The organism is Methanosphaera sp. ISO3-F5 (assembly GCF_034480035.2).
Lineage (GTDB): Archaea > Methanobacteriota > Methanobacteria > Methanobacteriales > Methanobacteriaceae > Methanosphaera.
In genome coordinates this window covers 1,313,006-1,336,831 of sequence record NZ_CP118753.2, presented here as the reverse complement: position 1 = coordinate 1,336,831, position 23,826 = coordinate 1,313,006, and the positions used below count along the sequence as shown (strand labels likewise).

Genomic DNA, 23,826 nt, shown 5'->3' with positions numbered 1-23,826 from the left:
CTAACTATAGTAATTAACCAAACTTTTATTATAGATAAATGACATATTATTTATTATGTCAGGAAAATCCAAAATTGATATTCATAAAAATATGACTGATACTGAGTTAGATGAAGAAATGAGCAAGTATGTAGCATATTACAGGTATTATCAACGTCTTATTGCTATGAAAATCATAAGTAAAGAGAAATCCATCCAACCAGCATCAAATATACTGAATATTTCTTATCAAACAGTACATAGATGGGCAAAAACTTGTGAAGAAAAAGGATTAGAAGGATTAAAACCATCTTTTGGTGGAGGAAGACCATCAAAATTAACATACGAACAATTCATAGAACTCGATAAAATAATAGATTCAACACCCAATTTATCAATGAAAGAAGTACAACATTTAGTTAAAGAAAAATTCAATATAGACTATAGTTTAAAACAAATAGGAGTTATAACAAAGAAATTAGGCTATAATTACAGTAAAGCATACCCTATTTTCACCAAAACTCCAAAAGATGCAGAAAAACAATTAAAAAAAACTTAAATAAAATGGGAGTACAAGAAAACAGTATTATTGTTTTATTTGACGAAGCATCATTTTTAAATGCCCCATATACATCCAGAAGCCTATATAAAAAAGGAACAAAACATATACAAAAAGTAAATCCATATAAAATTAAAGTTAATGCAACAGGATCCTTAGCAATCAATGGTAATTCTTCAATAACAATTACAAACTCATCAACAGCACCAGAAGTAGCAATAGCTTTAATTAATCTCAGAATAACAAATACTATTAATCAAACTTCTAAAAAACAACTAGAATCAGTTATAAATCAAATACAAATAAACGATGAAGATTTAGATAAAATTCTTATCAAAAATAGTGAAGAGAAAACTAAATTCACAGATAAAATAATGAAAGCAATAGAAAAATATGAAGAGGATCCCACATCAACACTAGCTAGAATAATCGGAAAACACTGCAAAAGAGAATCTTTAAATAATATTACAAAAAGAAGAGCATTAAAACGAAAAATCACAATAGACAAATTAAATAACCATAATATTAAGAGTCAAATGATAAAAGAAGAAACAATTTACTTAATATTAGATAATTACAGCGTACATAAATCTGAATTCATTAAAAAAGTGGCCAAAATATTGAATATAAAATTAATATATTTACCACCTTATTCACCTCATTTAAACCCAATAGAACAATTATGGAGAAAAATGAAGAATATAATAAAACAATATTTGATAAAATCAGACGATTATTTGGAAAAATTAGTTATAAAAACATTTGAAGAATCTTTAATAAATCATCATTTTACTGATGAATGGTATATAAAATTTATAACAAAAGTTTGGTAACTAACTATAAATTAATTATATCCTATTTTTTAATTNAAAAAAAAACACAATTATATACTATTTAATCAACAAAATCATCAACACTTATTTTTAATAAAAACACCAATGCTATGATTGTTAAGAGTAGTTCATATCCTGAATATAGATTGAAGAATAAATCCTATTTTCCATATTGAGTACTTATATCATATTCATTAAATGAAAAATAAGTAGGTAAAATAAATAATAAAAAGCACAATATATATTAACATAACATATGCAACCTCACATTTAATAAGACAAAGGGGGTACAACAAAACAGGAAAACAATAGAACCCCANCCCCCCCCCATCATAGATTATTAAAATAATAGTTTGCATTATTTATTGAAAGGGATTAATTATGGAAGAAAAGAAAAGAGAAGACAATACTCCAAAAGTTATAGATATGACCGAACATGAAGAAGATATAACAGTATTTTTAAAGAATGAATATCCAAGCATATATGAAGCTTACCAGAATGATGATTATACAATGGAATATATTTATCCAAACTTTTTTCACGAAATAATATATGATGATAAGATAGTGGGATTTTATACATATGATGAAGTAAAAGAATATCAGGATCAAATATGCATCACTGAATTTTACATCATACCAGAATATCGTGGAAACAAGATAATGATAAACACCCTCCTTGACTTAACAATCAATAACAAAAAATTCACAATATACAAGCCTACACAAAGAGTAATTGAAATTTTCATAGAAAACAATATGGCATGGCATTTTTCAAAAAACCTTGTAAGATCAATTTTCAAATTGTCATCAAGATATAATGACGTGTTTAAAAACAAGAAAATCAGTAATTGCTACTATGATATAGACTTAAGTATGGGCATGATAGATGTTTACACCAACCTCTATGATACGAACACTTGCAGTATAATTTTCAACGACACTATGAATTTAATAACCGATGAAGAAATGTTATGCATGTCCAATCCCAGACAATATGATTTACAAAGCTATAATTTATCAAAGAAACTAAAAAAAGTTGATAAGAAATATATGCGGAACAATTATAAAAATATTGTAAGAAACGTGTTGAAAAACGAGGAAAAAGAAGCAGAAGTAATGGAAAAAATCTTATCAGACATCCGAGTAGAACAAATAATTACGGAGGATGAGATAGACAAAATCCATAAGGATAAGGATATTCCGGTGGAAACTCTTAAAAATATGATAAATGATGTGCAAAAAGCATTAGATAATAATGATATTAATTATGAACATATACGTACACGTTTTGAATTTCTTGTGGATAATGATATTTGTTTAGATGAAGAGGAAGACTCTTTTGGATGCGACTATTGTGGTGAGGTAACCTTTAAAAAGGGTATATGTCAGATATGTGGATATAATCAATTTGATAAAAGATTAGAGAAAATTAAAGACAAAATAGAAAATCAAATAGATTCATCTACAGGATTATATAATTCCCTTTTAGAAAAAATAGCCTCAAAAAATCTTGATATAAATATGGTGAAAGAGGCACAAATAGAAATAGCAGAAGTATCTCTTTTAAAATTTTTGGATAGTATGGGTGAGCATTCATTTTTAGTAAACTTTGATGATGATTATGAAATTAGCGAAGAATATTATATTAAAAGTTTGTTGGATAAGAAATTAATAGAAGCTACACCTAACCCTAATGTGGATGATGATAAGAGTATGCTGTATAACATGAAATTAAATAATGATATGCCTACTATCACTAATTATAAGTTTCTTAAACACATGGATTACATTTTTAAGATTAATAAGAAAGGGCGAAGATATTATAAAACGAATAAATGTGCAAAATTGTATATTGAATACGTGCCTAGTTTACCGTACTATGAATTCAAGCAATATTACAATGAAAACATTACAAAGGTATCAAAAACTGAATTATTAAGGAATTTCATTAAAATAGAGGAGGATAATGCAGTTGAAAATAATGATGAAGAGAAGTATTTAGATATATGTTTATCAAAAGTTGAACTATCTTCCGATGATTATGAAAAATCTGTTAATATACTACAATCAGTTATATGTTCATTAAATAGTTATTATTCTAAAAAAGTTGCTAAAGTTGAAGAAACACCATTATCTATAGATAATGAATTATTTATAGAAGAAAATATTGATATGTTAAGACAACAGAATTTGGATGAAATATTCAATGAGGCATATGATAATATAGGTATAGCATCATTAAGGCATGACAAGGATGATCGTTATGATGATGTGAAGGATATTATTAATGCAGAGGATGTAATTTCTGTTAACACTGATTTGCAATATAAGTATTTGGAAATATAAAATGTTTTTTCTAGGTGAAAATAGGAAATAAGGGTAGTTGTGTGATTGTTATGTTATAATTTTCATCCCCCGTACTCTTAGATATGGACTAATTTAAAAAAAAAGTTGGAAATCTATACGATGAAACATGGGAAAAAGTAATTAATGTAAAATTAACCGGGCCAATTAAACTAATCCGATTAGTAATTTCCACAAATGTTTAATAATGTTGGTGAAAACATAGTTACTATAGTAATAGTAGGAGTTGAAACAGAGATTGCTTCATCAATTAATCCAGAAACAATGGTTGTGGATAGTTATGGAAAATTAAATCCATTCATTCGAGTCAACCCATATAACAGGACAACCTGTGAGAAATAGCAAATCTGGCACTTTTTTTTAGCCTCTGATGAATCATCATTAATTAATTGGTGTGGTAGTAAAAGCAGATGGTGGATGGACAATATAATTTAATACCCCTTACATCACTCCACCTACCTATTAGGTGTAGAATAATTATTATTTAACTAAAACATATCCCTATAAGTAGTACTTAACATATGAACAAAGTATCCGTTAATCAATTTAGAATATTTACAAACAATAGAAGATAACATATGAAGCTATGCTATAAATCCATAGATTTCCATAATAATCTTTAACAATAAAAAATTAAATATAATGCAATCCGATATAATAAACAATATACTTCGTTGGAGAATATTTTAAACGGAATAAATGGAGGGAAAATTGGATAAAAAACTAACTTTCAGTTTATTTTTAATGGCATTTGCATTATCATCCTTTATAAGCATACTAGGAGTAATACCTTTAATAGCAGATTACTTTAAAGTACCATTAAGTATGGCAAGCCTATTCGTCGCACTATTCACATTAATATTAAGTGTAACAGGTTTAATTTTACCATCTTATTTTTCCAAGTATGAACGAAGAAGATTCTTCTTAATCAGTATATCAATATTCATATTGAGCAGTTTCCTACAGATTTTCATACAAAACTTCTATCTAGCATTAACTATCAGATTAATACAGGCATTCTTCTATTCATCAGCAATAAGTATAGCATTAACAATAATGGGAGAATTAGATCCACAAAATGTTAGTCAAGTAGTATTGGGAGTATCAGCAGGAAGTTTCCTTGGATTATCAATATCAACACACATTGGTGTAACATTCGGATATCTTTTCGTAAATGTATGGCTATGTCTAATAAATGTCCTGGCACTTATTGGAATTTACTTCCTATTTCCAGAAATGGAGGGCCACCAAACCAGTGCAATTAAAAACTTCAGTGTTGTTAAAGAAAAGTATTTCCTAGTATCAGTACTCTTCACAATACTAATAGGAATTGGAATAAGTGTTGTTAACAATTACTTCTCCACAATATTAGCAGTATTTACTAAGGTTCCACTTGAAGTAATATCAACATTTTTATTAGCTACTGGTATTGCATCAGTATTCGGAACAAGTCTCTTCGGGTTTTTCATTATCAAGAAGAACAATCTTCCAATCGTAATATACCCAATAGTCTTTGCAATTGTTGTGCTCTTATTAGCATTTGGAGTTGATGTGCCGGCATTTGTATTTGTAGTTTTAATCATGTTTGGACTCTTAGATGGTTCGATGCATACTATTTCACAGTACTGGCTGAGCTCATCAATTAAAGATGCTAAGGAATTTGCGAACGGTTCATACTTATTCATCAACAATATGAACAGATCAATCGGAATATTTGTTGGTGGATTATTCCTTGATTGGAGATTAGCTATTATGATTATTATTACTTCAGTTATATATTTTATTATTGCATTACCAACAGCACTTTACAGAGTAAGGAAATATCCACACTTGAGATAACAAATATTGTGAACAATTTAATATTTTCACCACCCCCAACAATTTTTTTTTGCAAGTGGAGTATTGGACAAAACTTTCTGATGACTTAGTTTTATTGATACTTTCTTTTTTGTTCTTTTTTTAGTTAAATGGGGCTTTTTTTGTAAAATTGTTTATTCTTGTTTTTAGGTTGATTGGGGTTTGTTTTGGGCTTTTCTGGTGTGGTTTTTTATTTTTTCTGAAAAATGCTTAACATTGTTAATTTTATTAATGGTTTATTTTTAGTCCAGGATTAACCAACAGTGATTTGTTCTAAAAGGGTTGTTATTTTATGTTTTTTATTCAGGGTATTGTTTTGTATTCTTTGATTTTTTCTTTTTTGAATGTTTGATATTCGTTATTTTCATCTAAATCTATGTGTATTATTTCGAATATTCTGTTTAAGTTGTATGCTATGCTGTATAGGTTTATTATGTTTTCTACGTTTTGTTTGTTTATGAATGGTAGTTGGTTGATGTGGTATTGTTGTTTGAGTGTTCCGAAGGGTGCTTCTACTGTTTTTCCTCTTTTTTGATATTCTTCTTTTCCTTCTTTTGTTTCTAGTTTGTATTTCATTTGTTGTGAGTATTCTGATCCGTATTCTGTTATTTGTCTGTGTACGTGGCTGTCTGTGAAGCATAATTTTTTGTAAGGGCACATATAACAAGCTTCTGGGTTATTATATATTCTTTTTATTTCATAAGGGTCTGTGTCTTCTTTTTTAGCATTATTTTTTACTATGTATTTGTATTTGAAGAATAATAGTTCATTGTTGAAACATAAGAATGCATTGGTTCCTTCTATTTCTATCATGTTGTCTTTATGGAATGGATTAGGGTTGTATTTCTTTTTATTTTCTTTTGCTTGTTTTCGATTGACAATATATCCGTCTAATTCGTATTTTTCCAGTATACTCATACTTATTTCGTTGTGATATCCTGTATCTGCACTAATTTTATTAAGAGGTACTGGACTGTTATTTATAGCTTTTACTAGTGTTGGAGGTAGTTGATAATGGTCACTTGCCTTATTGGAAACATGCACAGCTAGTATTAACTTACTGGTGTAGTCTACTGCTGATTGTAGGTTGTATGATAATTCTTTTTTGCCTTTTTTGTTTAACATCCAACGAGCTTCAGTATCATAAAGGGGACATGTTTTTTGTCCTGATTTTCTTAATTCCTCTTTTATATGATATAAAAAGTCAATTTTTTGATCTAACTTCATTTTATCTTCTAACAAATCACGTGCAGGTTTTTTTAATTTTTTAATTAACTCTTGATCATAATTATCATTTTCTAATATCTTTAATAAACGATTAACATCACTTTTACGAATAACATTATAACTACTATTATATGCCTTAATAATTGTTCCATCAATAGCTACATGGTCAAAATCCGTTAAATTTAAATCCAAAGCTAACTGTAATGTCTTAGATAATATAACTTTATAATAACAACCTAAAAGTTTACGATAACGACTAATACTGCGACTAGAAGGCATTAAACCATTCATTATAATCATATAAGGAATATTTGTAACACAATTAGACTCAATAAGTACTGGAGAAAAAATTTTCTTACAATATGAATATAAAATCAAACATAACATCCTTTCAATCGGATAACGAGGCCTACCCGTGCCTTTTTGAACAAAATCAGCACAAATCTCATCACAATAATTTTCAACAAAAAACATGATAAAAAACAGCAAATCATCATCCAAAACCAAATTAATAAACTTATTATCACGAATAAACTTACTCCTTTCCAATAAAATCTTTGAAATCATAACAAAACACCACACATCAATAAATTATAATATAACCTATAATTCATTTATAAATTTAATAATACATTTTTATTTAAACTCTAAATTACTTATAACTTATAACTAATAAGTTATATTCAATAATAAGTAATTATAATAAATTATAATTAAAATAATATATAAAAGTAATGGAAAATAAGAAAAATAAATGATAAAAATAACGAAAAAATAATAATATTAAATAGTAAAAAAGTAATACATAATTAGAAAGAGAACATACAACTAAAAAATACAAAAATAGAGCAAAAATATAAAAAATATTATAAAAATAAGCGATTTAAAAGTTTTGTCCAATACTCAAGTGACATAGGAAATGTCATTAACTATTTATAACAATCTCATTCATGTTTGCATATAATTTAATCATAATAATTAGTGGTAATTACATATGAGTGGGGTATGAAAAATATTTTTCTTGGATAATAATATTATTCATTTTAAAGATTTTATTGATTATAATATTTTTATAAATTATCTCCTTTATTATAAACAGTATACAAATATAATTACTATTTTTTAACTTTTTAAGGTTATACTCTCTTATTTTAAAATATTTTATAATATAAAAAATGTATTTGTTCCAATTCTTCTTTTATGCTTTTGTATAATCTTTCTTCCAATTTAATGTTATGAAGTATAATAATTTCAAGTAATAATATATTATTTAACAAATTTTACTTATTATAATTGGATATTTTAAAGAATAAAACAATATTAAATAAGATATATAAGTTTCAATTAACAAATTAATAGTATTAATCAAATAAAAATAAGGTTGATTAATAAATAACTTAAAAACACATGAAAATATACGAATAGGTATAAGACTAATGTTAATAAGTAAGTTTACTAGGTGTACCACTAGTAAACAAGTACGTAAAAAAAATAATGTAAGAAAAAAAAATTATGGAGATATAATTCTTTATGATATTAAACAAAAAACATTGTCTAATATTTCTTACAATATTCCTAGTACTAATACTGGGAACAGCAGTAGTATCAGCAACAGATGATACTAACAACACACAAGGAGTAACAGACAATAAAGAATTATCCACACCCGCCAATTATGATGTGGATAACATGGTACAATCCAGTATAGCAGAGACTAAACTGGACGCAAACGTGGAAAAAACAACAAACAGTGATAACGAAGACAACAATTATACTAAGACAATCACTAAGAAAACACAAACAGGTAACACTAAAAAAGTCACTTATAATGATGTAGAAATAGATCCTACTTCATATGAAGATATTCATGATACTAAGCTATGGAATAATGAAGGTCCCAAAACATTTAATGTTAATTTATACCATACTAATGGTGGGGATAAATCTGATATAGATGGTGAACTACTTGTAAATATTGCTATGGAAGATTTTGCTCGTATTCCAGTTACTGGTGGTGTAGCAACAGTATCTATAAACTATAATGATTTACCTGAGAATAACTATGTTTCTCAACGTATAGAATTAACATATTATGCACCAACAGGTTATCAGAGTAGTACTAAAACTTTTAAGTTGATTAAAGGTAAAGTTGATGATGCTGATTTGACAACCATTGGTCTTACTAGATCAGCAAGTACTGTTAAAGTTGGTCAACAAGTTAAAATATCAGGTACTGTAAAATTCGAAGATACTCAAGAAGAGAGAACAATTCTAGTTTATAATGCTACAATGCAATTAATAGCTGGAGATAAAGATGGGGATATAATTGAAGATAAAGTACTATATGAAACTCATACAGATACTAATGGTTATTATGAATTTAAATTCACTGCATCTAAACCAATCAGAAAACAATTTTATTTTGTTCGAATACTTTATGAAGGAATAAGTGAAGTTGAAATAGACAAAAAAACAAATATTGTTGTACAAGGTGCAGACACATATAATGTTATTAATGCAACAAATATTACAATAGGACAAAATACCACAATTAATGGTAGTGTTTATAATGCAGTTAATCATGAAATATTAAAAGATGGAATAGTAAATATAAATATATCACATGATGGTAAAAATGTACATACTCAGGAAGGTATTCCTATTGATGAAAATGGTATATTTACAATTAATTATAATGCAACTAATGTGGGAGAACATACTGTAATAGTAACATTTCCAAGATATGATGTATATGCTAAATCTGTTAACACTACAACATTTAATGTATTGCCAAGAAAAACTAATATGACTATCGTAACTAATGATAATTTATGTGTTGGTGATGATTTAATTGTCAGTGGTTTATTATATGATGAATTTGATGAACCAGTCGTTAACACGGCAGTAAATATTAGTGTCGGTGATGAAATATTCCTTCCAGTATATGTTGATGATAATGGACATTTTGAACAAAAATTCACCATTAGAAAAAATGGAACATATACTGTTAAAGTGGAATATGTAAATAACACAGATTATTATGTTGGTTCGATTAATAATACCTCATGTCAGATTAATAAGATTCCAACAATAACTAATGTAACAGTAATAAATGATAAACTCTATAATGTAACATTAGATGTACTGGTAAGAGAAAATCATACTAATCATAAGAATATTATTGAATCTGGTTTCATCAATGTAACTGTTGGTGATAAATCCAAACTTTACCCAGTTTCTATGATTTCTACACGAATAATATTGGATGATATTGTTAACATCACAACAACTGACCCATTAGACTTTAAGGTAGAATATGTTGAAAACGAATACTATTATAACAGTACAGGAGTAAACAGTACCACCGGCGAGGTTATCACAGAGTTTACTGCAGCACCATTATCCAGTAATATCACTGTATTTGTAACACCAAGTGTTCAGAACATTACACGTAATGTTACAATAAGTGGTGAAGTAGTTGATGAATACGGTAATATTGTAGAAGAGGGTAATGTTACAATAAGCTTTAATGATACTGTATCGGTACGTGTACCGTTTACTGGTGGAAGATACGAGTATAATATTACAACAGGTACTCTTGGCCTTAACGTGTTTAATGTTACATTCGAGCCTATAAGAACACAAGAGGGTAACATATTAATCATGGAAAGTAAGAACGGCACATCTTTCATGGTTGATAAGCTTGCTACTGTTACTAATGTAACATTATTAAACAGTAGTTATGGTAATGTTACTTTCAGAGTAAACGTAACTGAAGCAGGAAACAATAGTAAGTTTGTTTCAACTGGTGTTATATATGTATATGACTTCACTAACAGCATATTATTAGTCCAAGAACAGCCAGTTGCAAATAATTATGTTGATTTAACACTACCACTGGGTCCTGGAATTAATAAGTTACTAGTATATTACCAGGAAAACAACATATACCTGGAAAGTAATTACAGAAACGAAAGTGCATTTGCACTTGATAAGGACGTATTCGTAATAAATGTTCTAAGAATACCTAGTATCACAAATATAGAGGAAGTAATAAGTAACAAGTCAGGTGAAGTAGCAATAACTGTTAGCGTTACAGACATGGATGATACTCTCGTACTTGATGGACATGTACAGGTATTTGATGCTATTAGTGGAGAATTGCTTGGTGAAGGAGACCTAGAATATGGCCGGGTTGACATAGAATTACCTAGTCTAACCGAGCCGGGTGAAGCACTAATTAACGTAACATATAATGGTAACACAATTTATCTGCCAAGCAACGCTAAGGGTAACACTCCTGGAATGGAAAATACCACTACAATTACAGTAGTTGTAGATCCATCCATTTCAATAGAATTAGACAAAAATGTAACAGTTATTGGAGAAACAGTAACTGTCAGTGGAGTTGTTCTTAATGAAACAGGACAAAAAGCAACCAGTGGAAGAGTTATTGTAACTATTAATGATGAGGATTACAATGCAGTCTTCGACACAGAAACAGGAGAATACACTTACACATATACTCCAACAAGTAATGGAACAGTAACTGTTAACGCTTCATACACTAAAGAGGGTATAGTAGCAGCTACCAGCAGTAACCTGGAATTACTAGTTAACAAGATTAATTCCACAACTACTATTATACGCGTAGTTAACAATACTTTCGGTAACGTGTCAGTAGAAATAAGCGTAGAAGGTGCTGATGGTAACACTTCAATGACTGGTAAATTAAATATTACTGTTGATGGTATTATTCCAGTTAAAGCTGATTATACAGGAAAAAGTATCATAATGCAATTAGGCGATCATATTACCAGGTCAGGATTAATCAATGTACTGGTGGAATATCCTGAAAACGATGTATATTATGGAAGCAGTGCTGAAACAAATATACCAGTAGATACTCAGGTACCAGTACTACAATTAGCAGTAGAAAATGGTACTGTTGAAGTAGGAAGTAATGCAGTAATCATTGGTAACTTATCCGATATTAATGGTAACGAAATCATAGATGCATACATTGAAATAAGCATAAATGATGCACTTGTTGCTACTGTAAGAACAGATGCCACTGGTAAGTTCAGGTATGAATATACTACAAATGAGACCGGTGAAAATATTCCTGTAAAAGCAGTTTATAGGGGCGACAATATTCGTTATGATGAAGCAAGTAACACAACACAATTCAACGTAATCAAGAACACTGATTACAATATCAGCGTATCAGCAGAAAACATCACCTATGGTGAAATTGAAACCATAACTGTAAGTGTACCAAGTGATGCTACAGGAAGTGTGAAAATAAGTATAATTGGAACCGATATATCAGAGCAAGTACCTGTCACAAATTCACAGGCAAAACTTGATATAGAAGCATACAAGTTACCAGTAAATGAATACACAGTAAACGTAGAGTATAGTGATGATAACTATGCAACCAAAACCAACACTACCCTATTCAATATATCCAAGGCTGCATCAAGTGTTGATGTAACAGCAGTGAATATTACTAAAGGGTATGATGAAACAATCACTGTAACACTACCAGAATATGAACATGCAAATGGTAATATAAGTGTCAGAATCATTAAAGACAATGAAATAGTAGATGAATATGTCATAGAATCATCCAAATTATCAGATGATGGAGTTAACGTATCAACTGTTGAAAAATTAGGTGCAGGAGAATACACTGTTAATGTAACATTTACAAATGACACCAACTACAATGACAGTACAAAAACAGTACAATTCAATGTAGCATTACCAGAAATAAGCATATTTGACTCAACCACCATAATGATTAATGAATCAGCATTACTCCATGGAACAGTAAATGATCCAAATGCTAACCCATTAACCGGCAGTATCAGGTTAAACATTAACGGCTCAATCAGGGAAGTAAGCCCTGATGAATATGCCAAAGGAATCAGTCAAGTATTCACAAAAGCAGGAACATACACAGTTAACGCATCATACATACTGGATGATGAAGTAATAGTAACAAGTGAAAACATCATAGTAACTGTAAATAAGATACCTACAACAACCACAATAACAGTGGAAAACAATAAAGTAGGAAACACTATCCTAAATGTAACAGTAACAGACCACAATAACCAAGCAGTAACAAGTGGAACACTCAAAGTAACCACGCCAACAGAAACAAAAACAATACCAGTAACAGGAAACACAACAAACATTCCAATAACAACAACAGCAGATGGCACAGTAACTGTAACAATAGAATACACAGAAAACAATGAATACTATAACAGCACACAAAAAACAGAGATAACAGTAAACAAAATAAACACAACAATCACAGTAAACGTAACCACACCAGTAAAATCAGGAGAAAAATCCACAATCACAGGAGTACTACTCGACGAAGACAAACAAGCAATAAGTGGAGCAACAGTACTAGTTAAAGTAGACGGTAAAGCAATCACTAACACTACAACAGATAATAATGGAAAATACACAGCAAGTGTTGATGAAAGCATTGTGGGTACACACAATGTAGAAGCAAGCTACGCCGGAGACAATAAGTACTTTGAATCACAAGACACTACAACATTAACAGTAGAAAAACTAGGAACAAAACTAACAATCAACACAACAAAACCAGTACGAGTTGATGAAAACATAGAAGTAAGTGGAAAACTAAGTGACGAAAACAACAAAGCAATAAGCAGTGCAACAGTACAAGTAAACTATGATGGAAACATCAAAAACGTAACCACAGACAAAGACGGAAACTACAAAACAAGCTTCCCAGTAACAAACACAGACAAGGAAACAGTAACAGCAACATTCATCGGAAACAACAAATACACTGCATCACAAGCAGAAACCAGTAGCAAAGCAGACAAAAACACTGCAACAGCACAGGTAGAACTGCCAAAAGATGTGAAAGTAGGACAACCAGCAAACATCACAGGTAAAATAACAAACAACAATGGCAAAGCATTAGCAAACATGCCAGTAACAGTTACAGTGAATGGCAAACCAGTAAGAACCATAACTGATGAGAACGGAGAATTCCAAGTTGAAGTAAATCCAACAGAAGGAACAAACACAGTTAAGGTAACAGCTGGTGATGAAGATTACAGTATTGATGATGTATCCGGTACATTCAATGCAAACAAATCACAGGCTAAAGTTACAGTAGACCCAATAAAAGATGCAGAACTAGGTAAACCTACAAGTGTAACAGGTAAAGTAACAGACGAAGATGGAGAACCATTAGCAAACATGCCAGTAACAGTTGATGTGAACGGCAAACCAGTACGAACAGTAACCGACGATAACGGTAACTTCAGATTAGAAGTAACACCAACTGAAGGAACAAACACTATAAAAGTAAATGCTGGTGACAAAGCATACAAATCAGATGACACAACAACAAAATTCACAGCCCATAAACCAGAAGCAAAAGTTACAATAAACCCAATAACTGATAAAAAAGTAGGGGAACCTGTAACAATAACAGGAAAACTAGTAGATGATGAAAACAAGGCAATAACAAATGCACCAGTAAAAGTAACAGTAAACAATAACACAATCACGGCAATAACCGGAACAAATGGTAACTACCAGATTACCACGAGTGACACACTCGCAGGAACAAACAATGTAACAGTAAAATATGAAGATACAAAATACGATACAAAGACTGCAAAAACAACATTCAAGGCAACTAAGACCAAAGTAAAAGTTACAGTATTATCCATAAACGGTACACTTGGAGAAGAAATAACACTCACTGCAAGAATAACTGATGAAAATGGAAGACCTGTAAATGGTGGAAACCTTGTCTTTAAAATGAATGGAAAAACACTAAGAACAGATGGAAAATTCAATTCAAACAGTACACCATACAAGTTCAAAGTAGAAAATGGAATAGTAACATATACCATGACTGCTGATAAATTCATACGTGATGGTAAAAATCTTACCGCCAGTTACAGTGGATCATATAAATATGAACAGGCAAAAGCTAACACTGCCAGTGTAAACATACGTAAACGAACAGCACAGGCTACTGTAACGGTGACACCTAAGAAGACAAGACAAAACAATGATATTGTATTCACTGCAACATTAAAAGATGTTACAAGTAATGCAAGAAACAAGACTTGTCTAACAGAAAATGCAAACTTAATATTCAAACTAAACGGCATAACCATCAAGGATAGTAAAGGTCAAGCACAACGTTTACCAGTAACGAGCAGTGTAGTAAACTATGTATATCATGTTTCAACTGGTATGGGTGGATATGATTCTAATGGACTTAAAAATTATACTGTTGAAGCAGTATATGATAATCCTGTATTCTATCCGGGCACAAGAAACAGTAGTGTTTTCCACGTTGAAAGAAGTGAAGTGAAAGTAAACTTTATTAAGACAACTATAAAACGTAATGTCTTAAGTGTTAAAGCAACATTTAAGGATTTCGAAAACAAGTATCTTGTTGGAACAAATAAGGTATGTGTGAAAATCAACGGTAAAACTTACCAGGAAAATGGTAAAGTCAAATATTTCAATGTTAAAAATGGAAGAGTTGATCTAAAAGGTATTAAAATTAGTAGTGGACAAAAGGTTAAAGAGGTTATGCTCGTAACCGGTGCCCGTGAAGGATACCTTGGAGCACGTGCAACAACAACAGATATAACATTTAATTAAACACCAAATAGGGGGATAATTGAATCATGTGATTCATTATTTCCTTTTTTTTATTTTTAAGGCTATTTTTTTATGATTTTATTTTTTTAGATGTGATTTATTACTTATTTTTTTTATTAAATTCTTATTTTTATTCCATTTATTTTGCTCTTTCTTTATAGATTTTTATTGATTTGTTTTAAATAATTTTTTTGTATTTTATTTAATTATGTTGTTTTAGGGGTAATCATGAAATTACATATTATTAATGACATATTGTTTAATAATTATATGGTAAAAGAGTTATATTCAAAAAATGATATAATTAAAGGAATTGGAAAATATACAAAAATCATTAACCAAATAATAAACTATTATAAAATAAAAAAAGAAAACAATCAAAAAAATCAAACAAAACCATTAAAAACATGAAAAAAATCAAATCCCACTAATAAACATATAAATATATCCTAAAATAAAAAACAATCCATTAATCAAAATAATTGGTTAATAATCAAAACTCACAAACTTTAATAAAATATTAAAAAAAAGTTTAAAATACAAGAAAAAAGCAATGTATAACATTGTTTAAAAAGTTAGGTGTACCACTAACAAATTAAACAAAAAAAAGCTTAATGTAATTAAGGAGAAAAAACTTATGACATTAAACAAAAAACATTGTCTAATATTCCTCACCATATTCCTAGCACTAATACTAGGAACAACAATGGTATCAGCAACAGACGATACCAACAACACACAAGGAATAACAGACAACAAAGAAATATCCACACCACAAAAATATGATGTGGATAAAATGGTACAAAACAGAGTTAGCAATACTAACCCTGAAACAAACGATGAAAAAATAAATAATGAAAATAAAACAACAAATACAAAGACAATCACAAAAAAAGACACAATAAAACAGAACACAAAACAAGAAACACAACCAATCACAGTAAACGACTACACAGAATTAAAAACAGCACTAACAAGCACAACATACGATGACCTAACAATCACACTAAAAAATGATCTAACAAGTAACGGACCAATAACAATAAACAATGCAATCAAAAACCTGGTAATAAACGGTAATAGTAAAACAATAAACGGAAACTCACAAGCATTCCTAACAGCAAATAACATGAACCTAACAATAAAAAATATGACAATCACAAATTGTGCAGCTTCCAATGCACCAGTATTATCATCAACAAACAGTAATATAACAATACTGGATTCAAACATCACTAACTGTAGGTCAACTTCAATTACTTCAGGAGCTAATCCAAATAATGGTGTTCTATACATTCCAAGTGGAGTAGTAACATTAGAAGGAAACATTATAGAAGGAAATACAGTATCAGGTACTACAAATTCATTCATATTACTTTTACCTCAAACAAGTAAAATAGTTAATAACACATTCATTAACAATGTCAATACTCGTAATAGTGGAACATTTACTTATGATTCTTTACTCAGTAGAAAAGTCAATGAAATACATGATAATGAGTATATAGGAAATTATTTATCTATAAGCTTGGATTTCAGAGAATTGGATTTAAATATACATGATCAAACAGAAATATATGATGACGTCCTTTTTAACTTATATGTTTTAATCAATGATAAGTATAACGATACAGTTAGAAATGGAACAATATATGTTGATACAAATGATGAACAATCATATTATGCACCTGTAGTTAATGGTACAGCTAAGATTGAATTAAGCTATGCATATATTAAACAACAAGTAAAAGTGGGAAGTTATTCCTGGAAAACAGTATGGTTTTCATATTTTTCTCTAGAAGATAATAGTTATGAATCAAGCATATCCAATTCAACCGAGTTTATACCAAAAAGTATTAAGAATCCTTCACTTACTGCCAGTGTTAATCCATCTAGTGGACGAGTAGGAGATACTTTCACTATTAAAGGAACATTAAATGGAGAATATCCAATATCTGCAAATAAGGTAACTTTAACAATCGGTGATTATGTTGCCATAGGCAATACTGATGCAAATGGTGAAGTATACTTTAACTATACACCAGACAATCTGGGAATTTACACTGCCACATTAACTGTAGCTGCACATGGTGGTATTGGTAATGCACGAACAAAAAGTGTTACATTCACAGTAGAAGGTGACCCATCATATATATCCATATACACTAATGAAACAGAGGTAACAGGTGCAAAACCCGTCAAAGTATATGGTGTATTAACCAATATGACAGGTGATCCTATAGGTGGAGCAACTGTTAATTTAACATTTAAAAATCAGTACAAAGCATCCACAATAACTAATGACTCTGGAGAATATTCATTTGAATACATAACAGATCTGGCTGATGATACAGCAAATAATTTAAGAGTCACTTACGGTGGAGATGCAGCAAAAGGTATTAATGCAACATCAAATACCACAAAGTTAACAGTTAACCCATATAAGACTAACATTACATTCACAGCTAGTGATACACAGTATGGTGGACAAACCAATGTAACAGGATTCGTATATGATATTGAAACCGGTGAAGTAATTCAATCAGGTCAGGTATCAATAAAATTAACGAATGTGAATAATCCACAAACAGCTAATATCGTGGATGGTAAATTTGAGTATTTACGCTCCTATACAAACATAGGTACAAAAACTGCTGAGGTAACATTCATAGCAAGCGGATTGTATGCAAGTTCAGTGAACACCACCACATTTACAGTAACAAAGGGTATTACTAATGCAACTATTAACAATAATGGTCCAATTAAGGTAGGTGGTACTTTAACAGTTTCCGGTAGGGTAGCAAATGACTTTGGAAATCATATTGGAAGCAAAGTAAATATAAATGTTACTATGGGTACCGAAACACATAACGTTCTTACAACTAATACTGGAACTTATAGTACTACATTCACGCTTACTGAAGCAAAAGATTATGATATCATAGTAGAATGGGAAGGTAATACTAATTACTTTGATTTTAAAAATACTACAGTATTTTCATTATATAAGATACCTACAATCACTAATGTATCCGTTGTAGATGATATTGTTAACCGCGTAACCATTGATGTTAGTGTACGAGAAAACGACACTAAATTCACAGGCAACATTACAAGTGGTTATATTAATGTTACAGTTGGTGAAAACAGTAAACTTTACCCAATAACTGGTAATACTACCAGGATAGCATTAAGTGATGAAGTTAACATCACAACAACTGACCCTGTAATGTTTAAGGTAGAGTTTGTGGAGTCAGATGTTGATCTTAACAGTACAGGTATCAATAACACTACTGGCGAAGTCATAACCATGTTTACTGCTAGGCCGGTAGCCAGCAGAATCACTGTCGAAGTTTCACCAAAACAACAGAACATCACAAGAAATGTTACAATAAGTGGAGAAGTATTCGATGAATTTGACAATCCAGTAGAAAATGGTAATGTTACAATAGATATTGATGGCAAGGAACCTATCCTAGTACCATTTACTGGTGGAAGGTATGAATACAATTTCACAACCGACACTGGTGGCCAGATCAACTTTAATGTAACATTCAATGCTACTAAAACAGAGTCCGGCAGCATATTAATCCAGGAAAGTAGGAATAATTCATCTTTCATTGTTAATAAGCTTCCAACAATTACCAATGTTGAGTTATTGAATAATTCATATAATAATGTGACTATCAGAGTAAACGTAACCACAACAAGTGATGAAGAAAACTTTGTAACCACTGGTCTAATCTACGTGTATGACTTCATACACAGTGAATTATTAGAACAGGAAGTACAAGTTGGAAACAGAAGTGTTAACCTGACACTACCATTAGAGCCTGGAACTAACAAGTTACTGGTATACTACCAGGAAAACAACATATACCTTGAAAGTAATTATAGGAATGAAACTGCATTCACATTCGATAAAGATGTGTACGTAATAAATGTTGAAAAGATTCCTAGCATAACAGTGGTAGAGAAAGTATTAAGTAACAAATCCGGTGAAGTAACAATAAGAGTTAACGTAACAAACACTACAGGCAGCCTAATACCTACAGGTCATGTAAGCGTATTTAACGCTACTAGTGGAGAATTGCTTGGAGAAGGCGACCTAGACAATGGTAAAGCTGATATACTATTACCTGGCCTAACCGAACCTGGTGATGCAAGAATCAACATCACATATGAAGGAAACACACACTATCTTCCTAGCAATGCACGAGGAAATACTCATGGACAGGAAAACACTACAACAATAACAGTAACAGTAGACCCAAGAATCACTATAAACATGACCCGTAACATGACAGTAATAGGACAACAAGTCACAATATACGGTAATGTATATAATGAAATAGGAGTAATGCTCAGTAATGCTAATGTAATAGTAACAATAAATGGCCAGGAATACCCAGCAGGCTTCGACACAGAAACAGGAGAATACAATTACATTTATACTCCAACAAGTAATGGAACAATCACAGTTAACGCATCATACCTAAAAGATGAGACAAAACAGGCTACCAGTGAAAGCCTCGAATTACTTGTGAACAAGATTAACTCCACAACAGATATTGTAAGAGTAGTTAACAGTACACTGGGTAATGTATCACTAGAAATAAGAGTAGAAGGTGCTGATGGTAACACTTCAATGAATGGTAAATTAAATATCACTATTGAAGGTTACATTCCTGTTAAAGCTGATTATACAGGAGAAAGCATAATTGTACCATTAGGTGATCATATACGCAGGTCTGGTTTAATTACTGTACTGGTTGAATTCCAAGAAAACGATGCATACCTTGCTAGTAGTATTGATGTATTAATCCCTGTGGATGCAGAGAGACCAATACTTGAATTAGCAATAGAAAAGGCTACTGTTCAAGTAGGAGAAAATGCAGTAATCACTGGTAACTTAGCCGATAATAGGGGTAACAAAATAAGCGATGCATACATAGAAATAAGCATAAATGATAAGCTTGTTACTACTGTAAGAACAGATGAAGATGGTGCTTTCAGATACACTTATAATACAACAGAAGCAGGCGAAAACATACCAGTAAATGCAGTTTATCGTGGAGACGATACTCGTTATGATCCAACAAGTAACACAACAAAATTCAGTGTCACTAAGAAAACCATTTACACTATCAATGTATCAGCTGAAAACATCACCTATGGTGATATTGAAACAATCATAATATCATTACCAAGTGATGCAAATGATAATGTGAATATTAATATCCCTGATTACATTGCAGATACTGTTAAGGCAGAAAATGGTAGGGCAGTTTACATAATAGGTGCTTACAATATAAGTGCAGGCGAATACAATGTCACAGTAACCTATTCAGATGATAAATATGCAACTAAAACAAACACAACCATATTCAAGGTAACAAAGTCAGCTACAACATTAACAGTTAACGTTACAAGTCCGGTAAAAGCAGGACAATCAACACTAATAACTGGAACACTAGTTGATGCTACAGGCAAACCTGTAAGTGGTGAAAAAGTAGAAGTGAAAGTAGATAACAAGCTCGTGGCAAGTCCAGTTACAAATGCATATGGAAAATACACCATAACATTTAATGACACCATTGTGGGTACACACAATGTAGGGGCAAGCTACAATGGAAACAATAACTACATGAACAGTACTGCAGCTACAACCTTAACTGTTGAAAAGTTAAACACTAAGATAACAATTGATACAATTAAGGATGTGCCAGTAACCGAAAATGTTGTAATCAGTGCTAAAGTTGTGGATGAAAAAGCAGTACCAGTAGCATCCGCACAGGTAAAAGTGTCCTTTGATGGTAAAACACAAAATGTCACCTCTGATAATAATGGAAACATCCGGGTAACTATTCCTACAAGTACTGTTGGCAACAAGGAAGTTATAGTAATCTATGATGGAAACAGTAAGTATAACCCATCAAACATGGAATCAACTGCACGTGTTGTTAAAAACAATGCAACAATCACACTATCAATGCCATCTAATGTGAAAGTAGACCAAACTGCTACAGTCAAGGGTAAGGTTACCGATAAGAATGGTAAAACATTACCTAACATTCCAGTAAATGTAACTGTAAACGGTAAAACCATACCTACAGTCACGGATAGTAATGGAAACTTCCAAGTAGAAGCAAACAATGTCCGTGAAGGCACTAATAATGTGACAGCAACAGCATCCAATGCTAACTATAACATTAACAGTGCAAGTGGTAAATTCACGGCAACCAGAAAAGAAGCAAAATTAACAGTAGACCCAATTAAGGATTCTAAACTCAAGGATAATATTACCATAACAGGTAAACTCGTAGACGAACAAAACAAGCCAATAAGCTATGCACCAGTACAGGTAACAGTAAACGGTAAAACCAGTACTGTTACAACAGATAAGAATGGTAACTACCAGTTACCAGCAACAGGCATAGTAGAAGGAACAAACAATGTGTCCGTGAAATATGAAGACCCTGAATACAAGACTCAGACCGTTAAAGCATCATTCAAGGCAAGCACATCCAAGACAGTAGTAAAAGTTCCATCCATTACTGGAGTAATAGGAGAAGACATTACACTAACTGCTTATGTGACTGATGATGATGGAAAACCGGTAAGTGGAGGAAACATTGTATTCAAATTAAACGGAAAAACACTAAGAACTGATGGACGCTTTGACACAAACAGCAGTCCATTAAAACTGCACGTAGAGAATGGTGTAGTAAAATACACTATTAAAGCTGACCTTTACCTTAGAAATGGTAAAAACATAACAGCAAGCTATAGTGGATCATCCAAGTATGATGCTGCTAAGGCTAATGTGGCAACAGCTAACATCAAAAAACGGAATGCTCAGGTAAAAGTAACAATTACACCTAATAAGGCTGTGCAGAATACTGACATAGTATTTACTGCTACACTTAGTGATGTGACACCAGGGGCAACTAATAAAACTAGTCTTACTACTGATGCTAACATTATATTTAAGGTGAATGGTGTAACTATTAAGGATAAAAATGGTAAAGCAGACCGTATCCGTGTTACTCATTCAGTGATAAATTATGCTTATCATGTACCAACTGGTATGGGTGGAGTTGATGATAGTGGTGTTAAAAATTATACTGTTGAGGCAGTTTATGATAATCCGGTATTCTATCCGGATACACGTAATTCATCAGTTTTCCATGTGCAGAGAAGTATAATTAATGTTAACTTTATTAAGACTGGTATTAAGAATAATGTGTTAAGTGTGAAAGCAAGATTCACGGATTATGAGAATAAGAATGTTGTTGGAAATAATAAGGTATGTGTAAAAATCAATGGTATTACCTATAAGGAAAATGGTGAGGTTAAGTATTTCACTGTTAAGGATGGTAATGTTGATCTTACAGGTATTAAGATAGCTAAGGGTACTAATGTGAAAGAAGTGATGCTTGTTACTGGAGCTCGTGAGGGTTATATGGGTGCTCGTGCTACAACAACTGAAATAACCTCCTAATTTATTATTTTTTTTTGGAGTTGGGGATCTTGGGGTTCCTGCTTCAAACTTTACCCTTTTTTTATATAAATTTATTATATATCATAATAATACATATCGTAAAAATACTATAAGAAGCAGAAGAAGACATGACAATATCACTTGATAGTGATGACACATATTACGTAACAGAAACCATAACACTAAGCGAAGCAATTAAAAATCTGGTAATAAACGGTAATAACAAGTATATTACAGGAACAGTAACAGGTGAATCATAATTATATATTCTTTCAATATCTTCATCAAGATAAGATACAACATCACTTCTATGATTTTTTGTTCGTCTAGAAATAAATTCAATTAAACTACATGTGTAAAATAAAGCATTATTATTTTTGTTCATATTCTTTCATCGCATTGAAGAATTTAATAGTTTTAAGGGATTTTTCAGTATTAAAGCAGATTTGGCGTGTAGGATATCTAAACTTTACTAAAGACCAAAATGCTTCTCTACTAATTTTATTATCATTATATTCCTGAATATAGTTATAGATAGTATCATCAGCTATAGGACCTTCTACAATATCATATTCGTGTGGATGACCACTTCTACACGAAATTATAAAATCTAACCATTCTTCACTCATTTCTTCAAATTTTAATATTTTTAGTGAATTATCTGGATGGTAATTATATGTATTTACATAACCTTCACCAAAACGTGTGGTCCAACGAATAGCTTGTTCTTCTAAAAAAGTACAATAAAATCCAAAGTAGAAATCTTTATTGTATTTTTCAATTCTTATTTCAGGATTTTTTTACAATTA

General features: G+C 30.9%; 11 protein-coding genes. 9 read left to right on the top strand and 2 right to left on the bottom strand.

Annotated elements, in window-relative coordinates:
- The first annotated feature begins 55 nt into the window (after positions 1–55).
- The 5 genes from PXD04_RS17635 (at position 56) to PXD04_RS17615 (ending at position 5,577) form a co-directional block, all read left to right on the top strand.
- On the top strand, positions 56–538 hold the full coding sequence (locus PXD04_RS17635; protein WP_323736127.1) for a helix-turn-helix domain-containing protein: 483 nt from the start codon (positions 56–58) through the stop codon (positions 536–538).
- 5 nt (positions 539–543) lie between these two features.
- A complete protein-coding gene (locus PXD04_RS17630) occupies positions 544–1,371 on the top strand; it encodes a transposase (protein ID WP_323736126.1) in 828 nt (275 codons plus the stop codon).
- A 381-nt stretch (positions 1,372–1,752) separates the two neighbouring features.
- A complete protein-coding gene (locus tag PXD04_RS17625) occupies positions 1,753–3,720 on the top strand; it encodes a hypothetical protein (RefSeq protein WP_323736125.1) in 1,968 nt (655 codons plus the stop codon).
- Between the two features lie 195 nt (positions 3,721–3,915).
- Positions 3,916–4,080 (top strand): hypothetical protein, encoded by a 165-nt coding sequence (locus PXD04_RS17620; RefSeq protein ID WP_323736124.1) that lies wholly within the window; start codon positions 3,916–3,918, stop codon positions 4,078–4,080.
- 369 nt (positions 4,081–4,449) lie between these two features.
- A complete protein-coding gene (locus PXD04_RS17615) occupies positions 4,450–5,577 on the top strand; it encodes an MFS transporter (protein WP_323736123.1) in 1,128 nt (375 codons plus the stop codon).
- Positions 5,578–5,898: 321 nt separating this feature from the next.
- Here the strand turns inward: PXD04_RS17615 and PXD04_RS17610 are convergent, their stop codons facing one another.
- Entirely contained in the window at positions 5,899–7,389 is a 1,491-nt protein-coding gene (locus tag PXD04_RS17610) for a transposase (protein WP_323736122.1), read from the bottom strand.
- Positions 7,390–8,352: 963 nt separating this feature from the next.
- Between PXD04_RS17610 and PXD04_RS17605 the strand changes: the two genes are divergently transcribed.
- The 4 genes from PXD04_RS17605 to PXD04_RS17590 all read left to right on the top strand — a co-directional run bounded on the left by PXD04_RS17605 (position 8,353) and on the right by PXD04_RS17590 (position 23,277).
- Positions 8,353–15,513, top strand: coding sequence for an Ig-like domain repeat protein (locus tag PXD04_RS17605; protein WP_323736121.1), 7,161 nt, complete (start codon positions 8,353–8,355; stop codon positions 15,511–15,513).
- Between the two features lie 228 nt (positions 15,514–15,741).
- On the top strand, positions 15,742–15,924 hold the full coding sequence (locus PXD04_RS17600; protein WP_323736120.1) for a hypothetical protein: 183 nt from the start codon (positions 15,742–15,744) through the stop codon (positions 15,922–15,924).
- A 226-nt stretch (positions 15,925–16,150) separates the two neighbouring features.
- Positions 16,151–23,017: an Ig-like domain repeat protein gene (locus PXD04_RS17595; RefSeq protein ID WP_323736119.1), complete on the top strand. Its 6,867-nt coding sequence runs from the start codon at positions 16,151–16,153 to the stop codon at positions 23,015–23,017.
- A 128-nt stretch (positions 23,018–23,145) separates the two neighbouring features.
- Complete coding sequence (locus PXD04_RS17590) at positions 23,146–23,277, top strand: hypothetical protein (protein WP_323736118.1); 132 nt, start codon at positions 23,146–23,148, stop codon at positions 23,275–23,277.
- Between the two features lie 111 nt (positions 23,278–23,388).
- On the opposite strand, the gene PXD04_RS17585 is transcribed toward PXD04_RS17590, so the two are convergent.
- Positions 23,389–23,799 (bottom strand): DUF3990 domain-containing protein, encoded by a 411-nt coding sequence (locus PXD04_RS17585; RefSeq protein WP_336470736.1) that lies wholly within the window; start codon positions 23,797–23,799, stop codon positions 23,389–23,391.
- Positions 23,800–23,826 lie beyond the last annotated feature (27 nt).